This is a genomic window from Motilimonas sp. 1_MG-2023, from assembly GCF_030547455.1.
Classification (GTDB): Bacteria; Pseudomonadota; Gammaproteobacteria; order Enterobacterales; family CBDFNC01; genus Motilimonas.
Genome location: NZ_JAUOPX010000002.1, coordinates 25,543 through 47,300 on the forward strand (window position 1 = coordinate 25,543; position 21,758 = coordinate 47,300).

Here is a 21,758-nt window from a genome sequence, read left to right on the forward strand (position 1 = left end):
ATTACACGAAATTAAGTTTCTGACAAGTTTTGTCCTCGGTAGAAGCAATATGCGGATTGCTGCTGCGGTTTAGCACTATACATAGCTTGATCTGCTGCTTTAAGTAGTTCAGTAAACTGCTTGCCGTCATAGGGAAAAATACTGATGCCAATGCTGCAGCCGACAGCCAGTGGTTGCCCTAAATACTCAATCGGTTGCGTCAGTGCTTCCATGATACCTTGAGCTTTATTTCCAACTTCTTCTTTCTTAGATATCAAATCCAACCAAACCACAAATTCATCACCACCGAGTCTGCCAAGTAAGTCAGACTCCCTAATCAGTCCTTTCAATCGTTCAGCGGTCACCGTCAATATAAAGTCGCCAACATCATGGCCGTGGGTATCATTAATTTCTTTAAATTTATCGAGATCGATAAATAGCATCCCTGCCATTGAATCGGTGCGACGATCCCGTGCTAACGCAATCTTAACTTGGTTTTCAAATGCTCTGCGATTGTAAAGTCCAGTGAGATCATCATGCTCCGCTAAAAAACGTAATCTCATGTGTTGAGATCTAAGCTGGCTAGTTTGCTGCTCAACCTCATATTGTAGTAAGTCTCGTTTTATCGTGGTTTTTTCTAATGAACCTTTCATTTGATTGAAATATTCAGCCAACTGAGTAAATTCATCTTTTTGGCTTGGGCACAAGCGACTACTTAAATCCCCTTTTGCTAAATCGTTCATACCATGATGCAGCATAGTAAAGCCCACTTTGAATCGTCTTAATGTAGCGTATGCAAATACCGCTAGAACGATAGCTATTATTAACAATGTAATGCCATTCAAATAAAGTAACTGCAAGGTGACCCGCTGCGCCTCATTAATGGCTTTTTGGTGTAAACGGTACAAATCTTCAGTCATCCCTTGAATGGTCATATTAAATCTAGCTTGAAGCATACTTTTAGCATGAGGTTGCTCTAGTGATCGCCCCAACCGAGAGCTTGCCACGTTCATTTCTAATAACGCTCCTATAGTGGCATTCATTCGTTGTAAATTAAGTAACTCCAATGGCTGTAAATCTGACTGGATATGAGTTAGTACTAGCTTTTCAGCTAGCGCTTGCTGGGTACGTTGCGCCTGCTCAAAACCAGATTGATCTTCGTATTCATGAAACTGCCAAAGGTGGCTACGCAAAATATCTAGATTTAACTGTAACTGCATAATATGTTGCAGCTCTTTATTTACTTCAGTTTGATGTGAATGGAGTCGAAACAAAGAAAAAATGACAGCAAAAATCAAACCCATAGAGAGTAGGGATAAAATTAATAAACGCCGAGAGATGATTAAATTCACTTGTGCTCCAATGGCTCATCTAATAACGCTAATGACTTGCCGTCTAAAAACATAGCACGAAAATTTGGCACTTCAGCGCCCGTAATTAGTTGCCGATCTAGTGCCCAGCGAGCTTGAGTATGAAGATTTGATAGCAGAGAATTGCCTAAAGACAAACGAAATAAATAGTCTTGCCAAGACCAATTTAACTGACGAAAAGAAATACCTAATGTTTCACTGACGAGCGTTTGGCTTTGCTTAGGATGCGTGATGAGATAAAGGTTCGCCTGCTCAAGCGCCGCTAGAATGCCTGAGATTGCTTCTGGCTTTCTATGCTTACCAGCTAAACCAATGAGATTAAAAGATAAGTTATAAACGCCACGACTTGGCAGCTGCTCAACTTGCTCTGGCACCGTATTGGTAAGCTCATAACCATACGGCTCCCACACCGCAATGGCATCCACCTCAGTCAGTAGCAACGCCTCCACTAACTGGGTTGGTTTATAATAAACACGCTCCACCGAACTCGAATCGATACCGTTTAAAATGAGTAAGCTATCAAGAAAAAATTCACTAGCACTGGCTTTAACCACCCCCACTTTTTGACCTTCAAGTGAGGTTAAATTTACAATCCCTCCCCCCTTTAAAGTAAGCAGTTTTACATCATTGTCTGATTCAACAAATGAAGAAATCAACCTAAGTTCAGGCTGAGTGAAGCTATTAAACATAAATACCGTTTCGGATGCTGTCGCAAAGTCTACTTCGTGATTAAGTAACATTTCCATGCATTTATGACCACCAAAACAGGGCACTAAAACGACCGCTAAATCTTGTTGTGAAAATAAACGCTTACTCTGTGCAATAAAAAAAGGTGAAGAAAGCGGCGTTTGTGAAACGGCAATACGAATAATTGGCGCATTAGAAGGTTCACGAAGCGAATCAGAGCCAATAGCACGCCCATCAACTAACCACCACAATAGCGCTGCAAGCAAAACGATTCCCAACAATGTTGTGGCGACTTTTATCATCCGTAAATTCTGTCTTGATTCATCAATAAACTAGAGTGTAGTCAGAATTCCCTTTATGTTCCCCTTGATAGAACTATTAATTGAAATTATCAACCACAAGTTCTATGTCAACGCACATTCTCTGCCTCGACCTTGTTCATAAATGCACCAACAACAAACCGTCACACAGATCACAGAGTAAAGATAGTTTAATCACTAAAGGCCGATTCATGATTCAAGTTATGTTGATTTCAACTAACTTTATTTTGTTTTCTTTGATTCTGAGAGCCCCGATAAAAAAACTTTAATCAATTGTTTTGAAATAAGAAAAATTCATCAATTTCGTTCATTTCAGAAACAGTTTTTGATCAAGATCATCTCTTAGCGCAAGGAAGAGAGGATCATCAACAAATATAAAGTAATCACTCCTTAGGAGGTCAATGTGGAAATCATAAAAACGGACGTTGCAATTATTGGTGCAGGAGGAGGTGGTTTACGCGCCGCCATTGCCGCGGCAGAAGCGAATCCAGAATTAGAAATTGCTTTGATTTCTAAAGTTTACCCAATGCGCAGCCATACTGTCGCCGCCGAAGGAGGGGCCGCAGGCGTAGTTCAAGAGCACGATTCTCTCGACAACCACTTTAACGATACCGTCTCTGGCGGCGATTGGCTTTGTGATCAAGATACTGTCGAATACTTTGTCGAAAATGCCACTCGACAGCTTACTCAGCTAGAGCATTGGGGTTGTCCTTGGAGTCGTAAGGAAGATGGTAAAATCAATGTTCGTGCCTTTGGCGGAATGAAAATTGAGCGCACTTGGTTTGCTGCCGACAAGTCTGGCTTCCACATGCTTCACACCTTATTTCAAACTTCAATAAAGTATCCCTCAATCAAGCGATTTGATGAGCATTTTTGTCTCGATTTATTAGTATTTGATGGCAAGGTACAAGGGGCTGTACTACTTGATATTGCAGAAGGGATTACCCGTGTGATCCATGCTAAAACCGTGATTGTTGCCACCGGCGGTGCAGGCCGCGTTTACACATATAACACCAATGGTGGCATAGTTACGGGTGATGGCATGAGCATGTGTTACCGTCACGGCGTCCCACTACGTGATATGGAGTTTGTGCAGTATCATCCTACCGGATTACCTGGCTCAGGCATTTTAATGACGGAAGGCTGTCGCGGCGAAGGCGGCATTTTGGTCAATAAAGACGGCTATCGCTACTTACAAGATTACGGCTTAGGGCCGGAAATACCCGTAGGTAAAACTAAGAATAAACACATGGAGCTTGGCCCGCGCGATCGCCTTAGCCAATGCTTTTGGCAAGAACAGCAACAAGGCCGTGTTATATCAACTAAGCGTGGCGATGTCGTTCACCTTGATTTACGCCATCTTGGCGAAGAAAAAATTAACGAACGCTTACCTTTCATCCGTGAATTAGCAAAAGCCTATGTCGGTGTTGATCCTGTTCATGAGCCCATTCCTGTTCGTCCTACTGTGCATTACACCATGGGCGGTATTGAAACCGATGCTAAAACTGCAACCCGCTTACCGGGCTTATATGCTGTTGGTGAATGCGCCTCCAGCGGCTTACATGGTGCCAATCGTTTGGGCTCAAACTCATTAACAGAACTGGTTGTGTTTGGTGAAGTCGCAGGCCAACAGGCCGCTAAATTCGCGCAAGAAAATAAGCACAGTGCAATAGCTAAAGTGCGGGATGCGGCAAAAGCAGTTATTGATAAAGCAGAAGCCTTATTACACAGCGAGGGGACTGAGAGCATAGCCAATATCCGTCGAGAAATGGGCGATTGCATGGAGGCGGGTGTCGGTATTTATCGCACTGAAACATCGATGCAACAAGCAATAGACAAATTAGCGGAACTAAAACAGCGGTATAAAAACATTAAGATCAGCGACAAGTCTAGTGTCTTTAATACCGAGCTGTTATACGCCATTGAGCTAGGCTACCTACTTGATACTGCTGAAGCTATGGCTCATAGCGCTATTTTACGCAAAGAATCCCGTGGCTCTCATCAACGTATTGACGGTTATGAAAAACGCGATGATGAAAACTATCTGACCCATTCACTGGCTTTTTATAACCCAGATAAAGCCCCCACTATTGACTATGCCAGTGTCACCATCACAAAAAGCCAACCAGCTGAGCGAGTTTATGGCGCCGCCTCAGACGCGCAAGATGCAGCTAAAGCAGCAGAGGTGAAGCATGACTAACCCAATAATCGAAATTGACATTTTACGTTATCGGCCAGAGCAAGATACGACGCCGTTTATCCAAACTTATAGCATTCCATACGACGAAGAAATGTCGATCTTGGAAGCCTTGCAATATATTAAAGATGAACTTGATGGCAGCATTAGCTTTCGCTGGTCTTGTCGGATGGCAATTTGCGGTAGCTGCGGCATGATGATCGATGGCGTACCTAAGCTGGGTTGTAAAGCTTTTTTACGTGACTATTACCCTAATAAAATCAAACTTGAACCACTGGCCAACTTTCCCATTGAGCGGGATTTAGTCGTGGTGATGGATGATTTTATTAAAAAACTTGAAAGTATTAAGCCATATATCATTCCAGCCCAAGAGAAATCCATTGATGATGGTGAATACATTCAAACCCCAGAGCAGATGGCTAAATATAAGCAGTTTTCCATGTGTATTAACTGCGGATTATGTTACTCGGCTTGCCCGCAGTATGCCCTTAACACTGAATTCACGGGACCAGCGGCGTTAGCTTTATTGGCACGTTACAACCGTGATTCACGCGATGCCGGCAGCGCCCAGCGCATGGAAATAGTGAATGCGGAAGAAGGCGTTTGGGGTTGTACCTTCGTTGGTTACTGCTCGCAAGTGTGTCCAAAAGGTGTCGATCCGGCGGCCGCCATCCAGCTATTTAAAGTCGAAAGTGCCAAAGATTACCTGATTGGTATGTTTAAACCAGATTAAAGGGTGGTGACATGAAGCGCACTTCAAACAAACGTAAACCCTATCAGCGCGAGTTAGCCGTTGTTAGTTCGGTTAGTATCCTTAGAGCAAGGAGCACTGTATATGGGTAATACAATGAGTAAAAGTAAACCCTATCAGCGTGAGTTAGCCGTTGTTAGTTCGTTAGTATGCTTAGAGTAAGGAGCACTGTATATGGGTAATACAATGAGTAAAAGTAAACCCTATCAGCGTGAGTTAGCCGCTGTTAGTTCGGTTAGTCCGTCTCAACTAAGGAATACAGTATATGAATAATCCAGCAAGTAAACGTAAACCCTATCAGCGTGAACTGCCCGTGGATTGGTGGTTGAAACATGCTTTCTATACTAAATATATGATTCGTGAAGGAACCAGTATCGCCATCACTATTTACAGCTGTATCTTGGCATGGGGTTTATTACGACTATCCCAAGGGCCTGAGGCTTGGCAAGGATGGCTTAATGCTCTACAGCACCCTATTGCCGTCCTGTTTCATATTCTCGCTTTAGCATTCGCTCTATATCACACGGTAACTTGGTTTGATTTAGCTCCAAAAGCCGCCGATATTTGGCTCAAAGGAAAGAAGCTAGATGATAAATTCATCGTCATCGGCCATTACGTAGGCTTTGTCTTAGCAACCTTGGCCGCTCTGATAATTATTACGCTATAGGAGGCGTTATGAGTCATACCGATTCAACTAAATTAAAGCGCTCTCACGAGCCCGTATTTTGGGGATTATTTGGCGCTGGTGGCATGCTCACCGCCTTTTTAACGCCAGTAATGATACTAATTACCGGTATTTTAGTGCCATTGGCTATTATTAGCCCAGAAGCACTTAACTATGAGCGTGTACATGGTTTTGCTACCTCTTGGTACGGTGCGGCTATTTTATTGGTACTGATCGCACTACCACTCTGGCATACCTTACATCGTATTTTTCACGGCTTACACGATATTGGTGTTAAACGGGGGCGAGATTGGCAACAAGTGATCTGTTATGGCGCCGCTTTTGCTATCTCAGTTTTTGTCTTTACCTTGCTACTTCAGATGCTTTAATTAACACAAAGCTCAATTACCTCCTTTTACACAGTAAAGTCCAAGGCTTTGGGCTTTACTGCCGTACTTATCATGTCAAAAATAAACTATAACCAACTGTTTAAAATATAGTTTTCAAACATTAATTTAATTTAATCTCTATAGGTAAGTTTTTTTGCGCTAAAAACTAAGCAACTTTGTTTTTAGGGTATATGCTATTGAGAGTGGCCAATAAGTAGTAATGAAATTATGAATGATTCTCAAGCTAATGTTTTTACTTTTAACGTTAAGGCAGACACTGGGCAGGATCCCCTTGCACAACCGCATTCTCAAATGACTAAACGCTTAAGTGCGCTATATGAAATCTCTGAACTTGGTAAAACTGTGTTGCCATTAAATCAGGTTTTTCACGCTTTCCATCAAGCCCTAAAAAAAGCCCTTTATGCCGATAACATGTTATTAGCACTGTATAATTCTGAACGTAGTCATATCCATATACCCTATTTCGTTGATCAGGCTGACGAAAATAGCGAATTTACCGGTTTGATACCCGCGAGAGAGTTTATTGAATCGACCTTGGTTGGCTATATTTTTCGCCGCAAGCAAGCTTTTCTAGCGGATAGTGAAAAACTACAAAGACTGAAAGAATCCGGTGCTATCACCTTTCGAGGCACGCAAAGCGAGAGCTGGCTAGGTTTGCCTTTAGTATTTCAAGATGAATTACTAGGTGTGTTAGTGCTACAGAGTTACGACCCTGCAAAACTATATAAAAATGAGGATTTAGAGTTTTTAAACTACGCAGGTAATCAGCTGTCAGCGGTCCTAGGCTATCAATTGGCACAAACATCACACAACGCTTATGTTGAGCAGCTTGAAGATCTAATTGATTGGCAAATAGATGAAATAAAACATATCAGCAAAAAAGCGGTGAAATTAGAAGCCTTTCAAAAGGCAGAAACGAGCCCGAGAGCAATGAAGGAAAAAGTAACGCATTAACGCTCGCCATAAAGCAATCAATAGGCAATAAAAAAAGCGGAAAACATTCCGCTTTTTTGTTGTCGCCAAGAAATTACTTAACGCGACCTACATATTCAGCTGAACGTGTATCAACTTTAATCACTTCACCAATCTGAATGAATAAAGGAACACGCACCACTGCGCCAGTAGCAAGTGTTGCAGGCTTACCACCCGTTCCAGCTGTATCGCCTTTTAGGCCAGGGTCGGTTTCGGTAACTTCAATCTCAACGAAGTTAGGTGGGGTCACCGCAATCGGGTTATCATTCCACGTGGTAATAGTGCAGATGTCTTGCTCTATTAACCATTTCCCTTGATCACCTACCGCTTTCGCATCTGCAGCGACTTGCTCAAACGTGTCATTGTTCATGAAATGCCAAAACTCACCATCGTTGTATAAGTAAGCTAGGTCATAATCCATCACGTCAGCCGCTTCAACTGACTCGCCTGATTTAAAGGTTTTTTCTAATACTTTACCTGACAGTAAACGACGGATACGAACGCGGTTGAAGGCTTGGCCTTTACCCGGCTTTACAAATTCGTTTTCGATGATGGCACATGGCTCGTTATCGAGCATTATTTTTAGGCCGCTGCGAAAATCACTGGTACTATATGTTGCCATTTTTTCCTCTTAGCAAAATCGAGTTACGCAAATGCCGCAAATAATAACCCGAAATGACCTCCCTGTGCAGGGGCATTGGCAAAAAGAACTGGCAAATGCGATCAAAACCCCCTCTGAATTGATCAAAATCCTAAATTTGAACGAAAAGGATTTTATTGAGGGCTTTATTGCACGCCAATCTTTCCCAATGTTAGTGCCTATGCCCTTCGTCAAAAAAATGCAAGTGGGGGATAAACAGGATCCCCTCTTGCGGCAGGTACTGCCCCTTAAAGAAGAATTACTCGAGGTTGAAGGCTTTGGCCCCGATCCCCTTGAAGAACACAATACCGCAGTGCCTGGATTGCTGCATAAGTACAAGAGCAGGGTATTGTTTATTGTAAAAGGCGGCTGCGCTGTGAATTGCCGTTATTGCTTTCGTCGCCACTTTCCATACCAAGACAACAGCCCGAATAAAACTGAGTGGCACACTGCGATCGATTACATTCGCCAGCATACTGAAATTAATGAAGTCATACTCAGTGGCGGCGATCCCCTCATGGCCAAAGACGAGCATATTGATTGGTTGTTAACTCAGTTAGAGCAGATCCCACACCTTACTCGAGTTAGGTTACACACTCGCCTGCCCGTGGTTATTCCTAGCCGTTTAACCGATGCATTACTAAGCCGACTACAGCAAAGCCCTTTAAAGGCGGTCATGGTGTTACACATTAACCATGCTAACGAATTAGACCAAGAGCTAACCCGAATGCTACAGCGTACACGGCGTTATGGCATCACCTTGCTGAACCAAAGTGTGCTGTTAAAAGGCATCAATGACACTAGCGCCGACTTAATTAACTTAAGTGAAGCTTTATTCACCGCTGATGTGCTCCCTTATTACTTACACCAATTAGATAAAGTAGCTGGTGCGGCGCATTTTGAGGTGCATGAAGATAAAGCCAAGCAACTGGTAAAAATGATGTTAAATGAACTGCCAGGTTTTTTGGTACCGAAGTTAGTGCGAGAGGTAGCAGGGGAAAAAAGTAAAACGCCGTTAGATTTGTTTCATCCTTAATATAAGCACATTTCTTAGGAAAGTTTTATAAAAAACGCGCTAATAAAGCGCGTTTTTTAATGAAGCCTGAATCCAACAGCATTAACTAAACCTGAATATTAATATTCTGACCAATCGAACTTGACGGATCCGGTTTGGGTGCTGAGCCTGATGACTCAGCGGTTGCTGACTGGATAAGCTGCAACGCCTGCTGCCCTTCGGCTTGCTGTTGCTTTTTACCAATGGCTGCCTGCCATGCTTCTTGGCCTAAACCAGAATTTCCTGATACTTGCATGTCGCCTCCCCATTACTATGCGAATTTGCTAGCTGATCTAAATAGTTACGATTGTATATTAAAACCATTCAGTCAATTTAGATGCTCATTCAGCTTGTTGTAACTTAAGTATATACTAATGCCATTACTCACGGCTTAATATAGATTATGACACACGAACAAATTTTAAACAGTATAAAAGAGAATATTCAGCTAATTTATCGCCAATCCGTGGATGCGGACCAGTCTATCGAGGCACTTAAAGAGCAGGATAAAGCCAAGTTTACAGCAATATTTGGCGACAACACGCCATTTACCACGCGGTCTGCATTGTTTTTAGTACATGTAGAAGAGCTAGCAGCCGATTTATTGGCACTGCAACAAAGTCGCTCAGATGCTGAATTTGAACGAGACTTACCACGTTTAGTGAAAAAAATTGAGCTAATGTTCAAAACACTACAGGGCTTTAAGCAAGGCTTGCGAGGGTAAAGTGGATTGCGCCTTGTTACACAAGGCGCTAATAACCCTTATTTGTGATTGTCACCTATCATCTAAGGTAACCAGCATTTTTTCGAATAACTTCTCTATATTCTGGCTAGCTGTTTGGTCTAGCTTGATCCCTACCGACCATAAACCAGACTCTTCTTTTTGATTACAGACCACACCCAACAGCTTGAACAATTCACTCTTATTGGCATTCTCAACCATAATGGTCATTTGCTGCCCTTTAAAAGCCGCATTTTGTACAGGATCTACCAGCCTTACTCGACAGCCATGCACCGAAATATCGAGCAGTTGACCCGCCATCATTTGCGTACCACAACGAACCTTCGCTAACAACTTTGTTGCCATACGCCGTTCAGCTCGCAGTGGTTGCTGCTGTACTACTTTAGGGTAAGACGCCACCAGCATTTTAATAGGCCGAGTCACTGTGGGTAATATTTGACATTTAAAGGCCACCACAGAGCCAAGATCATCTTCCGCTAATACCCGTACGATTAATTCATACCCTTCTCTAAGCACATCATATTTATCTCCCCAGCGACTAGGATCAGGGTATTGCAATAACAAAAAATCACCCGCTTGAAAACCAATTAGTGGCAGCTTCATTTTTGAGCGAACGCCTGCTGGTGTTACCGCTTCAACATGGAGCATCATTCCGGGGCGAAGAAAAGCGAGATCATCAATTTGCGTCATGCCATGATTCCATCATATAAGGCTTAAAACTCTTTTAGCATGTCTCTTGAATATGCTTCGGTCTTGAGCTCAACATTGAATTGCTGTGCTAACTTATCAAGCTCATTCATTAGAGGACGTAAATCATCCAAGGTAATAGTATTGTCATCCAATTGCCAAAGCTGCTGTGAACCTTGATAGGAAAAATGCAGCGCCAACATCGCTTTATAATTCCCTTGCTGCGCCGCTTGTTGCACTTTACGTAAGCGTCGGTTAATTAAATTAAGCTCGTGCTTTAAGTCCCAAACATACATGATTTCATGCATATAAGGATGGGTTCGAAAATGGCGAAGTAGTTGCAGAACGAGCCCCCCGCCTAACACAACCCCAATTAGATTTAGCATGAAGTGGGTTTCAGAGCCGTCGGAAAAAAAGTAAATTAACACAGTCGAAATAGACAAAGCTGATACGGTAAGCACCGCAATACACGCGAGGATCACCCGATTGAGTCGATGGCGATATTGAGCTTTATCGATATCCATTAATTTCATTATTCATTCCTTAGGTTTCAACGCCATCATTTTAAAGGGAGAGAGAGCAAGCAACAAGCTTAACCCACTACTAGATGCGCATCAGGTTCACCATCCTCACTTAAAACCAACTCATTCAATTTACAGCCCACTCGCAATAATATGCCTAACATAACAACGCGGGAAACATTAGCTACGAATGCAGGCTTATTGAACCAACATCAGGGAAAATTAACGGGCTTTTTTGCGCAATTGATAATGAAAGGTTATGCTAGCGCCACTTTTTTTTGGAACCCTTTACCATTATGGCAATGCTGCACTATACCCCTCCTACCGACCCTTGGTTAGAAATTTTATTTCAAGATCGCGATATCATAGTGGTGAATAAGCCAAGTGGACTGTTATCTGTTCCTGGACGCGATCCTAATCATAGTGATAGCACTTGGCGCAGGGTACAAGAGCAGTTTCCTGACGCACAAATTGTACATCGTTTAGATATGGCAACATCAGGTGTGATGGTGTTAGCCATGCACAAAGAAGCTGAGCGAAACTTAAAAATGCAGTTTATGAACCGAGAAACAGAAAAGGTTTATTATGCGAGGGTTTGGGGACACCTAACAGAGAAGTCAGGCGAAGTTGATTTACCTTTAATTTGCGACTGGCCAAATCGGCCAAAACAAATTGTCTGCTACGAAAACGGTAAGGCATCTAAAACCTACTTTGAAGTTGAAAGCGAAGATCAGCACAGCAGCTTAGTCAAGTTGACACCAATCACCGGACGCACTCACCAACTTCGAGTACATATGCAAGCGATTGGCCACCCTATTTTAGGCGATTATTTTTACGCGACACCTGAAGCCTTAGACATGTCTGATCGGCTGTTGCTACATGCCACATGGCTTAAAATAAAACACCCAAGAACGCACCAAAGCATGGAGTTCAGCTGCGAACATGGGTTTTAAGATAAACCTTAAATTTAAGCCTTTATAAAATAACCTTAGCTGTGCGGCTGTGCCGCACGAAGAATAAGCTACAATGGCGTTTCAGGGCTTAAATAGCGCTCCAAACTTCTTCGCCACTGCATTTTGAAAAATCCTTTGAAACCTTATCAGAAACACAAAAAATTCATATGTTGCTTCAGAACAAAGAAAGAAGATAAATAGCCATCGCGCTTTTTTGAGTTGTGTTTCAGATTAATACGACAAAGCTATTTCATTATTTTGTTAACTAATTTAAGTAATTAATTTCAGTTAAGCACTACGTTTTACCTGCTGAATAATAATTATATACTCCTGTTAGCAAACGCTTTTTCCGATATAATTTACTCTTGTGCTCTTATAGGTTCAGTTATGAAAATAATTAAGTGGCTATGCCAATCCGTGTTCATCTTCTGCAGCTTTCCCCTTTGGGCGCAGACAGAGCTCACCATACTAACCTCCCATGAACCTCCGATGAATTTTGAACAAGATGGCGACATAAACGGCATTATCACCGATTATGTAAAGCTGTTAATGCAGCATATGGATATCAAAAATGAAATTCAAATAGCCCCTTGGGCCAGAGTGCTTGAAGCGGGAATGCAGCAGCCGAATACATTAATTTTTAGTGCAGAGCGCAATGCGCAGCGAGAAGAACACTTCTATTGGATAGGTCCGGTAATGGCAAAACGTTGGTACTTTATCGCACGCAATGCAACATCTTTTCCATATCAACAGCTGGAACAATACAAACATGTTGATAGCATTGGCGTATTACGCGCTGATAACCGCGAAACCTGGCTGAAAGCACAAGGTTTTACTAACTACTACCCCGTGAGTAATTTAGAACAGGCTTACAAAATGCTGATGTCTGAGCGCTTAGACTTAGTGCTAACAGGCGATATCGAGCACGCTTATATGCTCTCCCATCACCCTGAATATCGCTCTTTAGTGACAGTGTTTTATGTTAACACCGCCTACAGCTACCTGGCGCTATCCCATAACACACAAGCCACAGTCTTAACGCAATGGCGTGACGCTTTTGAGGAGCAAAAATTTAGCCCTGAATTACAACAGATTCAACAAAACTGGAGCAAAAAACTAGGGCAGGAATTACAACTAAACAACGGCATGTTTGAGTTCAGCAATTAAAACCGAAATAATGCATCGTAATATCCGCATTTTAAAGACAAATTTTAAAGGTTAAAAAGGGTGTTCAATTAATCTGTTGTAATAAGTTGTAGGTTAAAATGAACGCTGCTTTATACCGAGATCATGTCATCGCTCTCCAATCTTGCTACTCGCAGGCTAAATCTAACACTAACCAGCTAGCCAAGTTAGCTGCGTTACAAACTGCGCAACTGAGTGAGAAGATGTCTCAACAAGCTGAAATAGCTTGTAAAAAAGGCTGTTCAACATGCTGTAATATAAGAGTTCTTGCTTTCCCACATGAAGTCATAGCGATATATTTTTACATCAAAACAGAGCTTAGTCGCGAGCAAAGTGAAGCCCTCATTACCCGAATAAAATCAACTGCAGCAATGCTCAAAAACATGACAACCGAGCAACATGACACAACCAATATCGAATGCCCCTTATTGTTCAATGACGCCTGTTCAGTTTACCCGGTAAGATCTCTTGCTTGCGCAGGCTACCATTCAACATCCCTCTCTCAATGCCAAAAATCTTACTCCGATCCGACAGACTTAACTGGCTTTATCCCCCAAGTCAGAGAGATTCAAATCGCGCAGGAGCGTTTGACCCAGGCGACTTATCAAGTACTGCATCACAATAAAGAGCCATTACACAAAGTAGAACTGATTAGTTCCTTAGGAAAGCTATTGGCGTCGCCAACTTTGATCAATAAATGGCGTAAAGGCAGAAAAGTTTTCACACCATAACATCAATGATACGGCCATTTTTCAAGTATGTAGTGAGTTGCTAGACAATCACCTGACTAAAGAGGGCTGACTGTAATCCAATTTTATCGTTCAAGCGTATAGTTTATTATGCCTAAACAACTTCGAAATGCAGATCAGGTAAGGCAGATCCGAGAAACGATAAATCCGCCTCGTCTTGGTTATCAATTATTGTTTTAGTCATCAGTTGAGCCTAAAGTAAAACTGGAACAAAACACTTGCTCTCCCGAGGAGGATAAAATGAGATTACTTATTACACTATTTACCATCGGCTTACTTAGCGCCTGTGCCAACACCGAGCAGCAAAATTTTGCTACTGAGAATAATTGGTATCAAGTCGGTACGATAGACGGACAGCAAGGTCACCTAGAAAAATCATCTAATGACCTAAAAAAGTTGGCTAGCTCAGGAGAGATCAATTTAGCTGACTATAAAAAAGGCTACCAAGAAGGGCTGGATAGTTATTGTGAGTTATCCAATGCTTATATTCTTGGCGTGACAAGACAATATTATCAAGGTGTGTGTGAAGATCGGCCTAATGGTTGGAAATTTCGCGAAAATTGGATCAGTGGCAGGCATTCAACAGCGGCAGGTGTGAGGTAATTTTTCATTAATGAATAAAAAGCCAGTTTAAACTGGCTTTTTGTTAAAATGAGTTGTCGTCACTCTCGGCATATTTCTTTTGCCGCCTTTTTTCGCGCTCTAGATTAGCTTGAATTTTTTCTTTCTTTTTACGTTTATGATCTGCAGCATCGTGAAATTCTGCATCGTCATAATCATCATCGTAATCGTCGTCGTTAATGAATGTTTTACCCATTACCTAAGGCTCCAATATCAATTGCAGGGCAATAAATAACGTTAGCCTGCAATGAAATAAAGTGAATATTTTTCATCCTGATGAAAAATATTTTTTAACCCAAAATGATTGGCCTTAATTAGCGCCTAAACCATTAATAAAAAATAACAAAAACTAATAATAATCAAACCATTAACATATCAATCCTGGCTCCAAAGTTGAGTTTTATTGGCATCAAATTCAAATTCTTTATTCAACCACCCTAGCACTTCTTGCGCCATCGGATGATTAAATTGGTCATATCGTGCTTTCAATGCGGTAACTTCTGCATCTGATAACTGCTTAAAGCCTCTATCGGCAAATGTCGCAACATCGTTAAGTAACTGCTTAGCTAACTCTGTTGGCGCTAATTCTGATAAAGCTTGGCGCAAAGCTAAATTAGGCTCATATTGATCTCCCTCTGCGTATAAACGCGGCAAGGTATGTAGGGCAACTTTAGATAATTGGGGCTGATTCATTGGGTTAACAAAATGCCCTCGCGTTAAGTCTGGCATACTGGCTAATCGGTCCTGAAAGGCACGCAAAAATAAAAAATGCCAATTTTTCATGTCATTAACTGGGTAGTTGTCCCAAATCACGGGTTTTCTGCCTAATTGATCAGCAACTCGTATTAGATGCTCTGGCGGATACGATACCGACCACACGCTGGGGCCAGTCCAAAACACATCAAATTTTGCATCTAGTTGCTGGCCAAGATCTTCTAAATAGTCATCCGGTTTTGCACCAAAAATTCGTTCTAGAACAGGATCGTCAGAGTAGTAGGTTGGGCACATGATGATTTCCTGTGCCTGGCTCTGCTGGGCAATGAAATCACAAATTTCACCTTGATTAATAGCCAACTCAGGCACGTCACCACGCATATCATCAAATAAAATACACAGAATATCCGCACCGATAGCATTAATTTCGGCCATCTTGATAGTGAGCGCTTGACGCGTGTTTTGATTCCAGCGCTGGTAAACCTCATACGGGCTCAACGCAATACCAAATTTAAGCCCCGCTTGTTGATAACAAGTGGCAAGTTGCTTTAAGTGATTAAACTCCTGAACGGTCCAAGGTTTCTGCCACTCTTCGCGCAACTTTAGATCAAACTTAGGACCGTAAATATAAGCGCCGTAACCTTGCTCCAATAAAAAATCACTATATTGCTCACGCGTTTGCCAAGACCAAGGCTTACCATAAAAACCTTCGATCACGCCGAGGTTAAACCCTTGTTGCATTATCCTATCCTTCGCTATTCGTTTCCTTCAGCATAAAACAAAAACTAATGAAAAACTAAGGGGCTAGCTCACAGGTTACCCTTATTGATTGGCATGAACCTGAACTTACGCCTAAGTTAATAATCAAAAAACCAATAAAATTAACATTTATGCGAAAATTACTCGTCATCACTTGTTCCTTTGCATTACTTGCCTGCCAATCCAGTAATAACGCCATAGAGATGCAGCAAGCCACAGATAATGATCCCAGCTCACCCCTCACTTGTTCAAAAATAGATATTCCTAGTCAATCAGACCAAACTATCTGCCGCGATGGTTATACCGTAGGCTTTAACTACCTAAATAGAGTTGCAGATTGGGTTAGTTACACCTTAACCCCTGAGCGTATCTCTGGCTTTGTAAGTATCGAATCTTTTAGTAGCGATGCTTCCTTGCCAGTTTCGGCACAGGTTACGCCCGCAGATTACATCGGATCAGGCTATGACCGTGGACACTTAGCCCCAGCCGCTTCAATGGACTTTACAGTTGCCTCTGCCAAGCAATCTTTTTTAATGAGTAATATTGCTCCGCAACTGGCCGAATTTAACCGCCAAGGCTGGGCTGAATTAGAAACTTGGGAGCGCCAATGTACTCAGCAAGTCGGCGCGCTAAAAGTTGTCACCGGCCCGTTATACAGCAAGCAAGACAATCAGTGGATGAATAACAAAGTGCGCATTCCCTCGGCCTACTTTAAAGCCTATTTAGCACCACAAGCAGCAAACACTAACATGGCATTTATTATCCCTCATCAGCGCTTTGATCTATCTGAAATTAACCAGTTTCAGGTCACTATGTATCAATTAGAGCAGCTATCTAATTTGTCCCTATTTCAACCATTCAATACCAATAAAAATACCCTGCTTAGCTTATGCCAACTAACCAACAAGGCCGCACCTGATCATCAAGCTTTTAGCTGCCAAGATAAGTATTACTGCAACGAAATGACAAGCTGCCAAGAAGCGCAGTTTTACCTCAATAGCTGCGGCATTGATCGACTTGATAATGACAACGATGGCTTGGCCTGTGAGTCACTCTGCTTTTAAACAAGCGAGTAAACATTTGGAGCAGTTCACAATTGTATTATTTTTGTTCATTTAGGGCGGCATTCAAGGTTTCAGTTTGACCTAAATGTGCCAAACTGAAATCTGCTAACATATTGAGACATATAACAATGACAAACTTATCCTCTCCCCTTTGGCTCGGTAAGCAAGACCGCGAAGAAAGTGAGCTGGCAATTCGCTGGCACAACAAGGTGACTAAACTAGCTGTAGACGATACACCAGGCACCTGCTTAGTTGGCTTCCCTTGTGATCTAGGCGTTCGCAAAAGCAAAGGTCGCCATGGCGCAGCAAAAGGCCCAGAGGCGATACGCCGAGTCCTTGCCAATCTTGCTTGGCACTTAGACACCCCCGTCTACGATGCAGGCAATCTAGATTGTGAGTGGTTTGAACTAGCAAAAGCGCAGCAAGATTTGGGCATTATGGTGAACAATATCCTCAAACAAGGACACTTCCCCATCATTTTAGGAGGTGGACAAGAGCTTGCGTTTGGCGGCTATCAAGGACTAGAACAACACCTTGATGCAGGACAAAAAATTGGCGTGATTAACTTCGATACCCATTTTGATATTCGCAGCGATCAAGATGGTGGCTCATCTGGTAGCCAATTTTTTCAAATAATGAAACGGGCTAACCAACAACAACGCCATTTGAGTTATCTTTGCTTAGGTGTGAGCAAAATAAGTAACAGCCAAGCTCTTTTTGCTCGTGCGAGAGAGTTTGGCGTGCAATACAAATACGATACCGATTTACATTGGAATAATATCGATACCATTAAAGCAGGGCTGCGTTCATTTATCAGTGAAGTGGATGCCATTTATGTTAGTATCGACTTAGCCGTGCTACCCGCCTACATAGCGCCTGGTGTCAGCGCTCCCGCAGCCTATGGCATGCCTTTAGAGTTACTTGAGCACCTGCTAATTACGATCAAGAAAAATGCCCGCAGTAAATTGAAACTGGCTGATATATGTGAATATAACCCAAATTTTGATCAAGATAACCGCACAGCAAATGTAGCGGCACGCTTAATTAGCCAACTCGCAAAATAAATAACTGCAAATGTAAAAATAGTGTCATATAGCCCACTTAAAATAAGGAAGCTTAATTTAGACTTAGCGAACTTAGCTTATGTGGGTTGGAAAATTGGTTTCATATCCCAGACGGAATCTAGATTTCAGTGAAGGCGTAGTAATCAGTTATGATATCCGATCTGGATTAGTTTCAATCAGGGACTTCTCCGGTGAATGTTGGCGCGGCCAATTACACCTTATTTCATTGTTGTAATATCGTTCTGGAAAAACAATAAAGACTCCTTTCAAGCACAAACGGCACTGATAGCAATCGCTATCGCTGCCGTTTTTCTTAGCTTAATCATCCTCTACATAACCTTGGCATCGTTTTTGCTTGGTATTATTCAGTAATAGAAAGAGCTATTCACACTTGTGTTAACGCTCATAGGGTAAACAGGGGATGTCACATGAAACAAATCATCACACAATTTTCAATGAACGTACAAATTAGCTTGTTAATGGCTTGGTTATTACTGGCCAGCATATTTATTGTGTTACTACCAGACGGTTTAGCTCAGTCATTGAATATGCTGACACTGCGTAGCCAACTTAGTCCCTATTTAAGCATCGCTATTATTGTTAGCGCCTCATACTTCATTGCTAAGTTATTGCTATTCATACACTTCAAACTAACTAACAAAACCGAACAAGAAGAGCAAAATAAGCGAATGATGAGTATGATTAAGCGCTTAGACTTTGAAGAAAAGGCCGTTCTGCGGGAATATATTATCCAACGGAAGAATATGTTGTCATTGCCATTAAACGAGCCAGCGGTGGCAAATTTATTGGAGGCGGGTGTATTAGTACCTGCCTTATCAACCCAAGAAATCAACGGTGAACGCCGCATTGTTAAATTATCAATTAACTTGGCCGCCCGACCTTTGTTAACTCATAAACTACTTGGATTACCACAAGGTAAAATGACTGAGGCTGAGGTAGAGCTGTTGAAATCGGCACGCCCTGAATATGCCCGTCAAAATTTTATCGGTATGCGTAGCTAAATTAACTCTTCCTCTGTGAGTTAGTCAAAAAGGCGCCAATTGCGACGCCTTTTTGACAATAGCATATCAGGCCAAAGCCATAGCAAGTTGATTAAGCCACCTACAAAACCAAGCTCACATACAAAAACAGTATCAAGCCTGCCCAATAACGAGATCCGATTGCGGTACACAGCTACAAGCGAGAACGACACCCGATTCAACTTCATCAGGGGTCAAAGCTGAATCACTTAGCCGCCTAACTTCCCCTGAATGTAGCTGCACTTTACAAGCCCCACACATACCGCCGCGACAAGAAAAAGGTAAGCTCAATCCCGCTTGCTCTGCCTGCTCTAATAATGTCAGTTGATTATCGCCCTCAACATACGTATCCCAACTATCAAACAAAATATTGACCTGTTTTTTGCTACCACCAAAACTGGCTTTCTGACCGAAGCTTTCATCAAAATACTGCGCTTCGGGTAAACCTAACTGCAGTAATGATTGTTTTATTTGCTCCATAAACATATTGGGGCCGCAAACAAAGGTCGTACGCTCAGATAGAGCGGAGACAGTGGCTAATGCAGCTTGATTAATGTGTCCGTAATGCAGTTCAGCTTTCGATCCTACTATTTCTTGATGGGAATCGTGTTGAGTCTCACGGCTCAAAAAGTAATGAATAGAGAGTTTAGGAAGCAGCGAGCTAAAGAAATTAAGCTCTTGGTAAGCAATTAAGTCTTTTACCGTTTTCGCGCCATGGATAAACACGATATCCCGCGCTTGATGCTGATCAGTGATTGCTCTGAGCATGGCCAATATAGGCGTTATCCCCACGCCAGCCGAAATCAATAGTAGAGGCGCTTCAGGCAAAGCCTTTTGTAGGTGAAAACTACCTGCGGGTGCGAAAGCTGTAATAGAATGACCCACCGTTAAATGCTCATGGAGCCATGATGAAACCTTTCCACCAGATAGCTTTTTCACTGTGATACTCAACAAATCGGGACGCGTAGGCGTTGACGACAATGTGTAAGTGCGCTTATAAGGTTTATTATCAATCAACACCTCAATGTTAATGTACTGACCCGCTAAATAACTAAACCTTGGCAATGTTGGACAGCTGAAACGGAAGGTTTTTACGTCATGACTTTCTTCTGTTACAGCAACACATAACAAGGGTTTAGCCTGTTGCTTTGGCCAATCTAAACGACTATCAACACTGCTAATTTCACGCACTTTAGGCGCATGATTAACATATTCAACGGGCTGATGATATTCCAGCACTTCTACGGTATCAAACACCGAAATTTTACCACTGTTAAGCGCCAGTAAATTTTGCCCAAAATACACCTGCCCATCATCCCCTTTACGGTATTTTTGTAACGTGTTTAAAGGCTCATTAACAGGGCTTTTTTCTCCAGTGAGGGGATCTAAGGTGGTAAAAACACAGCGAGAACAAGGTTTCACTAACGCAAACTTCACTTCACCAATCTGGATAGTTTTCCAACTATCTTCAGCAAATGCGCTGCAACCTTTTATGACTAAATTAGGCCGAAACTGATCCATCAGCACAGTTTCATCTGCCCGTTCATTCAAATCGGCCAACGACGCTTCTGAAATCAGTAATAACGGATAGCCATCAGCAAAACTAACTTGCGTTTGATGACCTGAAACCAAACGCTCACTTTGCTCGCCAAAAAATAATAACCGACAAGGCATGCCGAGATAATCGCTAAACCAAGTATCGTAATTTTTATGGCACCACTGCCCTTGTACTTTTGTGCCCCATATTTCCACCTCTGTGTACAAATGACCAAACTCATTTTTGTTTATTTCAAGTGCTGGCATGTCAGGGGCTCGCACATGAAATCCATTTTCACTAATAGCACTATGAACTAAGGCTAACCGCGGATGAGTGCGTGCGGTGATAAACTTCCCTTTGTTGTCTACTAGCACAAAGCGCCGATCAAAAATAAGACCTTTTTCTTCAACAAAAGAGTGATTTAAATGAATACCTGCAGTCGATTTTATTGGGAATATGGTTATCTGACTGAGTTGCGGTGTCGTAGTGAGAGTTTGAGAAGTCATCAGACCTTCCTTTGTCAAATTTTAAGGCGGGAGGCTAAGCCAGTAAAACTGGCTTAGTTAAAGCTTGGTTACTGAGTGCGCTCTGCTAAGTAGCCAGCATAATCTGGAATTTCAATCTCACACGGCTTATTCATAAACTCTGAATTCATTAAAAAATTGGCGCTAGATTTATTGGTTGCACAGGGAATATTCCATACCGCAGCTAATCGCAATAGTGCTTTAACATCCGGGTCATGTGGCACTGCATTGAGGGGATCCCAAAAAAAGATCATCACATCAATCTCTCCCTCAGCAATAAGCGCGCCTAATTGCTGATCGCCGCCCATCGGACCTGACAATAAACATTTCACTGGTAGGCCCACTTCCTTACTTAACAATGTCCCTGTCGTGCCGGTGGCAAATAAGTGATGTAATTTCAGCTGCTCAGCCTTGTCACTGGCCCATGCTAATAAGTCCGCTTTTTTGTGGTCATGAGCGACAAGAGCAATGCGTTTATTACTCGCCATAGTTCGAGTGGTATAGTTCACCGTTAACTCCTTGAGACAGCCTAACAATTAAGAAAATTTAGCTGC

The 21,758-nt window shown here is 42.3% G+C and carries 24 protein-coding genes; 14 read left to right on the forward strand and 10 right to left on the reverse strand.

From position 1 onward, the window contains the following. Nucleotides 1-11 precede the first annotated feature (11 nt). On the reverse strand, nt 12-1,331 hold the full coding sequence (locus Q4519_RS01195; protein ID WP_303508653.1) for a diguanylate cyclase: 1,320 nt from the start codon (nt 1,329-1,331) through the stop codon (nt 12-14). Beyond that, nucleotides 1,328-2,302, reverse strand: a complete 975-nt coding sequence (locus tag Q4519_RS01200; protein WP_303508655.1) for an ABC transporter substrate-binding protein — start codon at nt 2,300-2,302, stop codon at nt 1,328-1,330. Before Q4519_RS01200 ends, Q4519_RS01195 begins: the two co-directional genes overlap by 4 nt. Before the next feature lie 457 nt (nt 2,303-2,759). On the opposite strand from Q4519_RS01200, the gene frdA reads away from it, so the two are divergent. From frdA to Q4519_RS01225, 5 genes are all read left to right on the forward strand, one after another. Continuing rightward, nucleotides 2,760-4,556 carry a fumarate reductase (quinol) flavoprotein subunit gene (frdA, locus tag Q4519_RS01205; RefSeq protein WP_232801391.1) on the forward strand — a complete coding sequence of 599 codons (1,797 nt, stop codon included), beginning with the start codon at nt 2,760-2,762 and terminating at the stop codon, nt 4,554-4,556. After that, nucleotides 4,549-5,286: a succinate dehydrogenase/fumarate reductase iron-sulfur subunit gene (locus Q4519_RS01210; RefSeq protein ID WP_232801392.1), complete on the forward strand. Its 738-nt coding sequence runs from the start codon at nt 4,549-4,551 to the stop codon at nt 5,284-5,286. Before frdA ends, Q4519_RS01210 begins: the two co-directional genes overlap by 8 nt. Before the next feature lie 283 nt (nt 5,287-5,569). Beyond that, a complete protein-coding gene (locus Q4519_RS01215; protein WP_232801394.1) occupies nt 5,570-5,971 on the forward strand; it encodes a fumarate reductase subunit C in 402 nt (133 codons plus the stop codon). A gap of 8 nt (nt 5,972-5,979) precedes the next feature. Beyond that, complete coding sequence (gene frdD, locus Q4519_RS01220; protein WP_303508661.1) at nt 5,980-6,357, forward strand: fumarate reductase subunit FrdD; 378 nt, start codon at nt 5,980-5,982, stop codon at nt 6,355-6,357. Nucleotides 6,358-6,585: 228 nt separating this feature from the next. Beyond that, entirely contained in the window at nt 6,586-7,332 is a 747-nt protein-coding gene (locus tag Q4519_RS01225; RefSeq protein WP_232801396.1) for a GAF domain-containing protein, read from the forward strand. A gap of 73 nt (nt 7,333-7,405) precedes the next feature. On the opposite strand, the gene efp is transcribed toward Q4519_RS01225, so the two are convergent. Further along, nucleotides 7,406-7,972 carry an elongation factor P gene (gene efp / locus Q4519_RS01230; RefSeq protein WP_232801397.1) on the reverse strand — a complete coding sequence of 189 codons (567 nt, stop codon included), beginning with the start codon at nt 7,970-7,972 and terminating at the stop codon, nt 7,406-7,408. A 31-nt stretch (nt 7,973-8,003) separates the two neighbouring features. Here efp and epmB point away from each other — a divergent pair, with 31 nt between their 5' ends. Next, nucleotides 8,004-9,026: an EF-P beta-lysylation protein EpmB gene (gene epmB, locus Q4519_RS01235; RefSeq protein WP_232801398.1), complete on the forward strand. Its 1,023-nt coding sequence runs from the start codon at nt 8,004-8,006 to the stop codon at nt 9,024-9,026. A gap of 85 nt (nt 9,027-9,111) precedes the next feature. On the opposite strand, the gene Q4519_RS01240 is transcribed toward epmB, so the two are convergent. Further along, nucleotides 9,112-9,300 (reverse strand): hypothetical protein, encoded by a 189-nt coding sequence (locus Q4519_RS01240; protein ID WP_232801399.1) that lies wholly within the window; start codon nt 9,298-9,300, stop codon nt 9,112-9,114. Nucleotides 9,301-9,447: 147 nt separating this feature from the next. On the opposite strand from Q4519_RS01240, the gene Q4519_RS01245 reads away from it, so the two are divergent. Further along, the gene (locus Q4519_RS01245; RefSeq protein WP_232801400.1) at nt 9,448-9,768 is read left to right on the forward strand and encodes a hypothetical protein; all 321 of its coding nucleotides are present in this window, start codon (nt 9,448-9,450) and stop codon (nt 9,766-9,768) included. 51 nt (nt 9,769-9,819) lie between these two features. On the opposite strand, the gene Q4519_RS01250 is transcribed toward Q4519_RS01245, so the two are convergent. After that, nucleotides 9,820-10,476 carry a flagellar brake protein gene (locus Q4519_RS01250; protein ID WP_303508670.1) on the reverse strand — a complete coding sequence of 219 codons (657 nt, stop codon included), beginning with the start codon at nt 10,474-10,476 and terminating at the stop codon, nt 9,820-9,822. 23 nt (nt 10,477-10,499) lie between these two features. Then, entirely contained in the window at nt 10,500-11,006 is a 507-nt protein-coding gene (locus Q4519_RS01255) for a DUF3087 family protein (RefSeq protein WP_303508672.1), read from the reverse strand. Between the two features lie 284 nt (nt 11,007-11,290). On the opposite strand from Q4519_RS01255, the gene rluA reads away from it, so the two are divergent. The 4 genes from rluA to Q4519_RS01275 all read left to right on the forward strand — a co-directional run bounded on the left by rluA (nt 11,291) and on the right by Q4519_RS01275 (nt 14,484). Next, a complete protein-coding gene (gene rluA / locus Q4519_RS01260; protein WP_232801403.1) occupies nt 11,291-11,947 on the forward strand; it encodes a bifunctional tRNA pseudouridine(32) synthase/23S rRNA pseudouridine(746) synthase RluA in 657 nt (218 codons plus the stop codon). 387 nt (nt 11,948-12,334) lie between these two features. Next, entirely contained in the window at nt 12,335-13,114 is a 780-nt protein-coding gene (locus Q4519_RS01265; RefSeq protein ID WP_303508677.1) for an ABC transporter substrate-binding protein, read from the forward strand. Nucleotides 13,115-13,212: 98 nt separating this feature from the next. After that, entirely contained in the window at nt 13,213-13,863 is a 651-nt protein-coding gene (locus Q4519_RS01270) for a YkgJ family cysteine cluster protein (RefSeq protein ID WP_303508678.1), read from the forward strand. Nucleotides 13,864-14,121: 258 nt separating this feature from the next. Continuing rightward, nucleotides 14,122-14,484 (forward strand): DUF2799 domain-containing protein, encoded by a 363-nt coding sequence (locus Q4519_RS01275; protein ID WP_303508680.1) that lies wholly within the window; start codon nt 14,122-14,124, stop codon nt 14,482-14,484. A gap of 43 nt (nt 14,485-14,527) precedes the next feature. Here the strand turns inward: Q4519_RS01275 and Q4519_RS01280 are convergent, their stop codons facing one another. Together Q4519_RS01280 and Q4519_RS01285 are read right to left on the reverse strand one after the other, a co-directional pair. Next, nucleotides 14,528-14,698 (reverse strand): hypothetical protein, encoded by a 171-nt coding sequence (locus Q4519_RS01280; protein ID WP_232801407.1) that lies wholly within the window; start codon nt 14,696-14,698, stop codon nt 14,528-14,530. Nucleotides 14,699-14,877: 179 nt separating this feature from the next. Then, complete coding sequence (locus tag Q4519_RS01285) at nt 14,878-15,957, reverse strand: beta-N-acetylglucosaminidase domain-containing protein (protein ID WP_303508683.1); 1,080 nt, start codon at nt 15,955-15,957, stop codon at nt 14,878-14,880. A gap of 149 nt (nt 15,958-16,106) precedes the next feature. Between Q4519_RS01285 and Q4519_RS01290 the strand changes: the two genes are divergently transcribed. From Q4519_RS01290 to Q4519_RS01300, 3 genes are all read left to right on the forward strand, one after another. Next, nucleotides 16,107-17,039, forward strand: coding sequence for a DNA/RNA non-specific endonuclease (locus Q4519_RS01290; protein ID WP_303508685.1), 933 nt, complete (start codon nt 16,107-16,109; stop codon nt 17,037-17,039). A gap of 128 nt (nt 17,040-17,167) precedes the next feature. Beyond that, nucleotides 17,168-18,103 carry a formimidoylglutamase gene (hutG, locus tag Q4519_RS01295; protein ID WP_232801410.1) on the forward strand — a complete coding sequence of 312 codons (936 nt, stop codon included), beginning with the start codon at nt 17,168-17,170 and terminating at the stop codon, nt 18,101-18,103. Between the two features lie 428 nt (nt 18,104-18,531). Further along, nucleotides 18,532-19,125, forward strand: coding sequence for a superinfection exclusion B family protein (locus Q4519_RS01300; RefSeq protein ID WP_232801411.1), 594 nt, complete (start codon nt 18,532-18,534; stop codon nt 19,123-19,125). Nucleotides 19,126-19,257: 132 nt separating this feature from the next. Here Q4519_RS01300 and Q4519_RS01305 read toward each other — a convergent pair whose 3' ends face one another. Both Q4519_RS01305 and Q4519_RS01310 read right to left on the reverse strand, forming a co-directional pair. After that, entirely contained in the window at nt 19,258-21,186 is a 1,929-nt protein-coding gene (locus tag Q4519_RS01305; protein ID WP_303508687.1) for a hybrid-cluster NAD(P)-dependent oxidoreductase, read from the reverse strand. Between the two features lie 68 nt (nt 21,187-21,254). After that, nucleotides 21,255-21,713, reverse strand: a complete 459-nt coding sequence (locus Q4519_RS01310) for a methylglyoxal synthase (protein ID WP_232801413.1) — start codon at nt 21,711-21,713, stop codon at nt 21,255-21,257. Between the last annotated feature and the right edge of the window lie 45 nt (nt 21,714-21,758).

Coding starts and splice junctions, on each gene's coding strand:
- Q4519_RS01225 (WP_232801396.1), top strand. CDS start 6,586: ATGAATGATTCTCAAGCTAATGTTTTTACTTTTAACGTTAAGGCAGAC.
- Q4519_RS01305 (WP_303508687.1), bottom strand. CDS start 21,186: ATGACTTCTCAAACTCTCACTACGACACCGCAACTCAGTCAGATAACC.
- Q4519_RS01255 (WP_303508672.1), bottom strand. CDS start 11,006: ATGAAATTAATGGATATCGATAAAGCTCAATATCGCCATCGACTCAAT.
- efp (WP_232801397.1), bottom strand. CDS start 7,972: ATGGCAACATATAGTACCAGTGATTTTCGCAGCGGCCTAAAAATAATG.
- Q4519_RS01265 (WP_303508677.1), top strand. CDS start 12,335: ATGAAAATAATTAAGTGGCTATGCCAATCCGTGTTCATCTTCTGCAGC.
- Q4519_RS01275 (WP_303508680.1), top strand. CDS start 14,122: ATGAGATTACTTATTACACTATTTACCATCGGCTTACTTAGCGCCTGT.
- hutG (WP_232801410.1), top strand. CDS start 17,168: ATGACAAACTTATCCTCTCCCCTTTGGCTCGGTAAGCAAGACCGCGAA.
- Q4519_RS01210 (WP_232801392.1), top strand. CDS start 4,549: ATGACTAACCCAATAATCGAAATTGACATTTTACGTTATCGGCCAGAG.
- Q4519_RS01290 (WP_303508685.1), top strand. CDS start 16,107: ATGCGAAAATTACTCGTCATCACTTGTTCCTTTGCATTACTTGCCTGC.
- Q4519_RS01285 (WP_303508683.1), bottom strand. CDS start 15,957: ATGCAACAAGGGTTTAACCTCGGCGTGATCGAAGGTTTTTATGGTAAG.
- Q4519_RS01280 (WP_232801407.1), bottom strand. CDS start 14,698: ATGGGTAAAACATTCATTAACGACGACGATTACGATGATGATTATGAC.
- Q4519_RS01245 (WP_232801400.1), top strand. CDS start 9,448: ATGACACACGAACAAATTTTAAACAGTATAAAAGAGAATATTCAGCTA.
- epmB (WP_232801398.1), top strand. CDS start 8,004: ATGCCGCAAATAATAACCCGAAATGACCTCCCTGTGCAGGGGCATTGG.
- Q4519_RS01250 (WP_303508670.1), bottom strand. CDS start 10,476: ATGACGCAAATTGATGATCTCGCTTTTCTTCGCCCCGGAATGATGCTC.
- Q4519_RS01215 (WP_232801394.1), top strand. CDS start 5,570: ATGAATAATCCAGCAAGTAAACGTAAACCCTATCAGCGTGAACTGCCC.
- rluA (WP_232801403.1), top strand. CDS start 11,291: ATGGCAATGCTGCACTATACCCCTCCTACCGACCCTTGGTTAGAAATT.
- Q4519_RS01240 (WP_232801399.1), bottom strand. CDS start 9,300: ATGCAAGTATCAGGAAATTCTGGTTTAGGCCAAGAAGCATGGCAGGCA.
- Q4519_RS01270 (WP_303508678.1), top strand. CDS start 13,213: ATGAACGCTGCTTTATACCGAGATCATGTCATCGCTCTCCAATCTTGC.
- frdD (WP_303508661.1), top strand. CDS start 5,980: ATGAGTCATACCGATTCAACTAAATTAAAGCGCTCTCACGAGCCCGTA.
- Q4519_RS01300 (WP_232801411.1), top strand. CDS start 18,532: ATGAAACAAATCATCACACAATTTTCAATGAACGTACAAATTAGCTTG.